6 protein-coding genes and 2 pseudogenes are annotated in these 5,286 nt (G+C 65.5%); 1 reads left to right on the top strand and 7 read right to left on the bottom strand.

Features of this window, described 5'->3' with window-relative positions:
• The 7 genes and pseudogenes from WA317_RS20570 to WA317_RS20540 form a co-directional block, all read right to left on the bottom strand.
• Window positions 1–220 (bottom strand): annotated as a pseudogene (locus WA317_RS20570) (HNH endonuclease signature motif containing protein); the annotation flags it as partial.
• A gap of 137 nt (window positions 221–357) precedes the next feature.
• A complete protein-coding gene (locus tag WA317_RS20565) occupies window positions 358–714 on the bottom strand; it encodes a YgjP-like metallopeptidase domain-containing protein (RefSeq protein WP_425174781.1) in 357 nt (118 codons plus the stop codon).
• A gap of 61 nt (window positions 715–775) precedes the next feature.
• A pseudogene (locus WA317_RS20560) lies at window positions 776–1,022 on the bottom strand (type IV toxin-antitoxin system AbiEi family antitoxin domain-containing protein); the annotation flags it as partial.
• Window positions 1,023–1,186: 164 nt separating this feature from the next.
• Window positions 1,187–1,381, bottom strand: coding sequence for a hypothetical protein (locus tag WA317_RS20555; RefSeq protein ID WP_425174780.1), 195 nt, complete (start codon window positions 1,379–1,381; stop codon window positions 1,187–1,189).
• Between the two features lie 11 nt (window positions 1,382–1,392).
• Window positions 1,393–1,575 (bottom strand): hypothetical protein, encoded by a 183-nt coding sequence (locus WA317_RS20550; protein ID WP_425174779.1) that lies wholly within the window; start codon window positions 1,573–1,575, stop codon window positions 1,393–1,395.
• Between the two features lie 188 nt (window positions 1,576–1,763).
• Window positions 1,764–3,623 carry a glutamine--fructose-6-phosphate transaminase (isomerizing) gene (gene glmS / locus WA317_RS20545; RefSeq protein WP_425174778.1) on the bottom strand — a complete coding sequence of 620 codons (1,860 nt, stop codon included), beginning with the start codon at window positions 3,621–3,623 and terminating at the stop codon, window positions 1,764–1,766.
• A gap of 222 nt (window positions 3,624–3,845) precedes the next feature.
• The gene (locus WA317_RS20540) at window positions 3,846–4,142 is read right to left on the bottom strand and encodes a hypothetical protein (RefSeq protein WP_425174777.1); all 297 of its coding nucleotides are present in this window, start codon (window positions 4,140–4,142) and stop codon (window positions 3,846–3,848) included.
• A 120-nt stretch (window positions 4,143–4,262) separates the two neighbouring features.
• Between WA317_RS20540 and WA317_RS20535 the strand changes: the two genes are divergently transcribed.
• Window positions 4,263–5,102 (top strand): dienelactone hydrolase family protein, encoded by an 840-nt coding sequence (locus tag WA317_RS20535; protein WP_425174776.1) that lies wholly within the window; start codon window positions 4,263–4,265, stop codon window positions 5,100–5,102.
• The last annotated feature ends 184 nt before the right edge of the window (window positions 5,103–5,286 follow it).

Here is a 5,286-nt window from a genome sequence, read left to right as displayed (position 1 = left end):
GCTTGCCGCCCAGTTCAGCCTGGTCGGCCTGTGCGGCGACCTGGTTGATCAATGGGTGCTCGAGGGCCGGTAGCCGGCGGCGTAGGGTTTCGCAGCGCGCCAGCATCGCCACGCACTCCGGTGTGGTCAGCACATCAAACGACAGCTTCAGTGCCCGGTCCAGGTCAGCGTCGAGGGCGTCGAAAACCTCAACGATCTCCTCAGGGCTGCTCGAACGCATATTCGAATAATACCGGGACCCGCCGACATCCGCCGCTGATTATCCACACCCAAAACTGCAGTGAAACAAGTTGTTTCAGTGATTCAAAAGGTTGCGGTCCTTTGTTTGGTCGGCCGTTTTTGAAAGCTCCAGGGCGCCTAGCAACGGCTGAGCCGCCGCAACCCCGCCCAGTCACAGTGAGCCAATGGTGACTCGTTCAGCTGATCGCGCTGCGCACGCCAGTCCGGCATGAAAGCCTCCATCAGCGTGGTGAGGCGTTGCCCGCGACTGCGTTCCAGGTAGTGCGTCATCTCGCGAATCGCGATGTACTCCAGGCAGTCCGGGTGGTTCTTGGCCAGCTCGACATTGAACCAGATGTGCCGGGTCTCGCGGTTACACGCGCCGCGCTTCTTTTCATGCGCCGAAAACTCCAGCGGGGCACCGACACACCGAGCACGTGCTCCCCCTTGGCGCTCAGATCCGGGATCATGACTCGTAACTGCTCCCTGTATCACCGATCGAGCAGAATGCGCCGGCGTTGCCGGTTGTGCCGTCGGGTACCTAAAGCATGAGACGTTCGCCGTCGACCTCGACGGGGTGGTTGTCGAGCGGCACCGTCAGATGGATACGCAGTGAGTTGACGTCCGCTAGCTCGTGGAGCACCAGGGCTGACTCGTGCGAGATGACGCCGCGGCCTAGGGACCACGCGACAGCAGCGGCGAACTCGTCGTGCTCGTCGCGCGGCAGCGCAGGCACGCGGTAGACACCCCGCTCAACACGCTCAAGGCGCCCGCGCCGCGAGGAGACGTAGCTGGGCGGGGTCGATGTCGACGTTCAGGTCCCGGAGACGTTTGCTGACCGGTCAGGCAGGCACCATAATCCGCGGATATTCGAGCAACGTGGAAACCCTTAAGCATTGTCAGTGCCCTGGCCGAACCGCTGATAGGCCGCTTCGCGACTGATCCCGAGCGCCACACCTATCATCGCCTAAGTGTCACCGGCCTCACGCGCGGCCCGCGCCGCAGCAAGTAGTTCTGCCTGTGCGACGTCGACCGCATTGGCCGCCGCGCTGATCCGGCGCATGTGTCGGCCATCGCGTGCGTTGGCCGGATCGACCTCAAGGTTGTCCAGCCATTCCTCAACACCCGAATCAGCATCGGGCCGGTGTCTTACGTTGCCCATCTTCATCACCTTCACAAGTAGTCGTAGAACTTCGGACGCAGAGCGTCGGCGTGAATGATGCGCATCGGCTCATCAGCAACGACGACGATCTCAAGCAGGCGCCCAGTTTCGTCCGGGCCGATCACCCGTAGCCGGGCTTCACCGTCGTTTTCCTGCTCGATGGATCGCAGGGCGTTGCGTACCGCGTGCAGCATGTCATCGTCGGCGATGCCGTGCTTGCGGGCGCTGTCCCTGATCTCGGCTTGTAAAGAAAACGTTTACACGCAACTGTTGTCAGGCATCCCTTTACAACTGGCTGATTCCATTCATACTGACCCACTACCCCCACCGGGCTCCTGTTGACAACGGCCTTAGCAGAGGTGCCGAGGGGCGGGGCGCCGATCTATTCGACGGTGACCGATTTGGCGAGGTTACGGGGTTTGTCGACGTCGTAGCCGCGGGCCCGCGCCACCGACGCAGCGAACACCTGCAGCGGGATGGTAGACAGCAGTGGCTGCAATAGTGTTGAGACCGCGGGGATCTCGATCAGATGATCGGCATAGGGGCGGACGGTGTCGTCGCCTTCTTCGGCGATCACTATGGTCACCGCGCCGCGGGTCTGGACCTCGCGGATGTTGGACAGCAACTTGGCGTGCAGGGTGGCCGACCCTTTGGGCGAGGGCATCACGACGATGACCGGCAAGTCGTCTTCGATCAATGCGATCGGGCCGTGCTTGAGCTCGCCGGCGGCGAACCCCTCAGCGTGCATGTACGCCAGTTCCTTGAGTTTGAGCGCGCCTTCCAATGCGACCGGATAGCCGACGTGGCGACCCAGGAACAGGATCGTCGACGATTGGGCGAATCGATAAGCCAACGCGGTCACCGGCTCGATCGCGGCCAGCACGCGGGCCACCAATTCTGGCATGGCTTCCAGCTCGCGGTACTCCCGCTCCACCTCGTCGGGGTATTTGGTGCCGCGCGCCTGCGCCAGCGCCAGTCCGAGCAGATAGTTGGCGGCCACCTGCGCCAGAAACGTCTTGGTCGACGCCACCCCGATCTCCGGCCCGGCGCGGGTGTATAGCACCGCGTCACACTCCCGGGGGATCTGCGAGCCGTTGGTGTTGCAGATCGCCAACACTTTGGCTTTCTGCTCCTTGGCGTGCCGCACCGCTTCCAGGGTGTCCGCGGTCTCTCCCGACTGCGAGATGGCCACCACCAGGGTGCTGCGGTCCAGCACCGGGTCGCGGTAGCGGAACTCGCTGGCCAGCTCGACCTCGACGGGCAGCCGGGTCCAGTGCTCGATGGCGTATTTGGCCAGCAATCCGGAGTGGTACGCGGTGCCGCAAGCCACGACGAACACCTTGTCGACCTCGCGCAGCTCCTGATCGGAGAGTCGCTGCTCGTCGAGCACGATGCGGCCGTCGATGAAATGCCCCAGCAGTGTCTCGGCGACGGCGGTGGGCTGTTCGGCGATCTCCTTCAGCATGAAGTACTCGTAGCCGCCTTTTTCGGCGGCCGACAGGTCCCAGTCGATATGGAAAACGCGGGCGTCAGCGGTCTTGTCGTTGCCGTGGAAGTCGGTGATCCGATAGCCGTCGGCGGTGATCATCACGGCCTGGTCCTGCCCGAGCTCGACCGCGTCGCGGGTGTGCGTGATGAAGGCGGCCACGTCGGAGCCGAGGAACATCTCGCCGTCGCCGATCCCGAGCACCAGTGGCGTGGACCGGCGGGCCGCGACGATGGTCCCGGGATCGTCAGCGCAGGCGAAGACCAGAGTGAAGTGACCCTCCAGCCGGCACAGCACCGCCAATACCGAGTTGACGAAGTCGCCGGCGGTGTCGCCATGGCGATACGCCTGCGACACCAGATGCACGGCGACCTCGGTGTCGGTGTCGCTGCCAAATTCCACCCCCGCGGTCTCCAGCTCGCGGCGCAGGACGGCGTAGTTCTCGATGATGCCGTTGTGGACGACGGCTATTTTGCCGGCCGCGTCGCGGTGCGGGTGCGCGTTACGGTCGGTCGGGCGCCCGTGGGTGGCCCAGCGGGTGTGACCCAGCCCGGTGGTGCCGGTGAGCGGCGTCTGGGCGATCGCGGCCTCCAGGTTGGCCAAGCGACCGGCGCGGCGACGTACTGTCAGGCTCCCGTGTCCGTCGACCAGGGCGATTCCGGCTGAGTCGTAGCCGCGGTACTCCATCCGGCGCAACGCGTCGATGACGACGTCGCAGGCAGGGCGCTGCCCGACGTAGCCGACAATTCCGCACATAGCTGACCAGGGTAATGGAGCACCGGGCGCCTGCGTGGAGGTGATCCGCTGGGTCCGGCTACCGTTCGTCGATCGCCAACTCGATCATTCGATCATCCGGAGCGCACGGTCGTCCTGATCGACGACGACTACGGAAACGCCGGCAAAGTCGGCCTCACGACGTAGAACGCCCGCCCGGCGGCAGAAGCCGCCGAACGGGCGTGAATCACCGAAGTGCTCGGGTCAGGGGTGCCAAGGTCCCGGAGGGCCGCCGCGGCCCTCGTCGTAAGGACCGCGGCCATGCCAGTGACCGGCGTCGCGGGGCTCGCCGTCGTAGAAGCCGTCGTCGTGGCAGCGACCCTGGTCCCAGTTGTCGCCCCAGCCCGGGTCCCACTGATCTCCGGGACACCAGTGATAGTCCGGCATGGGGGCGAACGGTGCGGGATGCGCCTGAGCGATGTCAGCTGCCCCCAGACCGACGAGCCCCAAGCCGGCACCCATGACGAATGCCGATGCTGCGACACGCACAATCTTTTTCATGCGGCGAGTTCTACCACACGAACCTTTGAGCGCCCGAGGGTTCAGCGGCAAGAGATTCTCCCAAACTGCTGTGAATCGCCGGCCGCGTTCAGCGTTGGCCGGGTGCGCTAACGTCGACAGGTGGCCAGCACCCGCAAACTCGTGACCGCTCTGTCCCGCCGCGGTCCACAACCAGTGCTGAAGGGTGACCTCGCTTTCGCGGGTCTGCCGGGAGTGGTGTACACGCCCGAATCGGGTATGAATCTGCCGGCCGTCGCCTTCGGTCACGACTGGGTGACCGGCGTCGACCGCTACTCGGGTCTACTCGAACATCTCGCCTCGTGGGGCATCGTGGCGGCGGCGCCCGACACCGAGCGGGGACTCGCTCCCTCGGTGTTGAACCTGGCCTTCGACCTGGGCACTGCACTCGACATCGCCGCGGGCGTGCGGCTGGGGCCGGGCAAGATCAGCGTGCATCCGACCAAGCTCGGTCTGGCCGGACACGGCTTCGGCGGCTCGGCAGCGGTCTTCGCGGCGGCGGGCATGCCGAACAAGCCCAAAGCGGTGGCCGCCGTGTTCCCGGCCGTCACCAAACCGTCGGCCACTGATCCGGCCGCCGCCCTCCAGGTCCCGGGCGTCATCTTCAGTGCCCCCGGAGAAGAGAAGACGTTGCGCTCCAATGCATTCGAGCTCTCCCAAGCCTGGCGCCCGGCGACGTTGCGAGTCGTCAGCAAAGCCAAGAGCGGCGGCCTGGTGGAGGGCCGCCGCGTCACCAAGGCGTTCGGGCTGCCCGGCACCCACACCGGCACGCAGAAAGCGGTCCGCGCGTTGCTGACCGGATACCTGCTCTACGCGCTGGCCGGGGACAAGGCCTACAAAGATTTCGCCGATCCGGAGGTGCAGCTACCCCGCACCGAGGCGGCGGAAGAATCTTCGGCGCCGGCGACTCCGGAAGACAAGATCATCGCACTGCTCAAGTAGTGCCTGCAGCCGGTGACCTGTCACTGGCCCGCCTGCGGTAGTTCGTCGGCCGCTATCTCGCACGGTGTGCTTTCGTCGGGTTCCGGATCTGCCGGCGGCGGTGGCGGCTCGGCGCTCGGCGGTTGCGGGTCGGCGGCCGGCGCAGGGGCCGAATCGGTAGGTGCTGGCGCAGGCTCCTCTGCCT

It is taken from the genome of Mycobacterium sp., assembly GCF_049802695.1.
GTDB lineage: Bacteria > Actinomycetota > Actinomycetes > Mycobacteriales > Mycobacteriaceae > Mycobacterium.
This window is presented reverse-complemented; position numbering and strand designations above follow the sequence as displayed.

What these genes read in the sequence shown, in the direction of transcription:
- WA317_RS20555 (WP_425174780.1), bottom strand. Translation starts at nt 1,381, where the DNA reads ATGGGCAACGTAAGACACCGGCCCGATGCTGATTCGGGTGTTGAGGAA.
- WA317_RS20550 (WP_425174779.1), bottom strand. Translation starts at nt 1,575, where the DNA reads ATGCTGCACGCGGTACGCAACGCCCTGCGATCCATCGAGCAGGAAAAC.
- glmS (WP_425174778.1), bottom strand. Translation starts at nt 3,623, where the DNA reads ATGTGCGGAATTGTCGGCTACGTCGGGCAGCGCCCTGCCTGCGACGTC.
- WA317_RS20540 (WP_425174777.1), bottom strand. Translation starts at nt 4,142, where the DNA reads ATGAAAAAGATTGTGCGTGTCGCAGCATCGGCATTCGTCATGGGTGCC.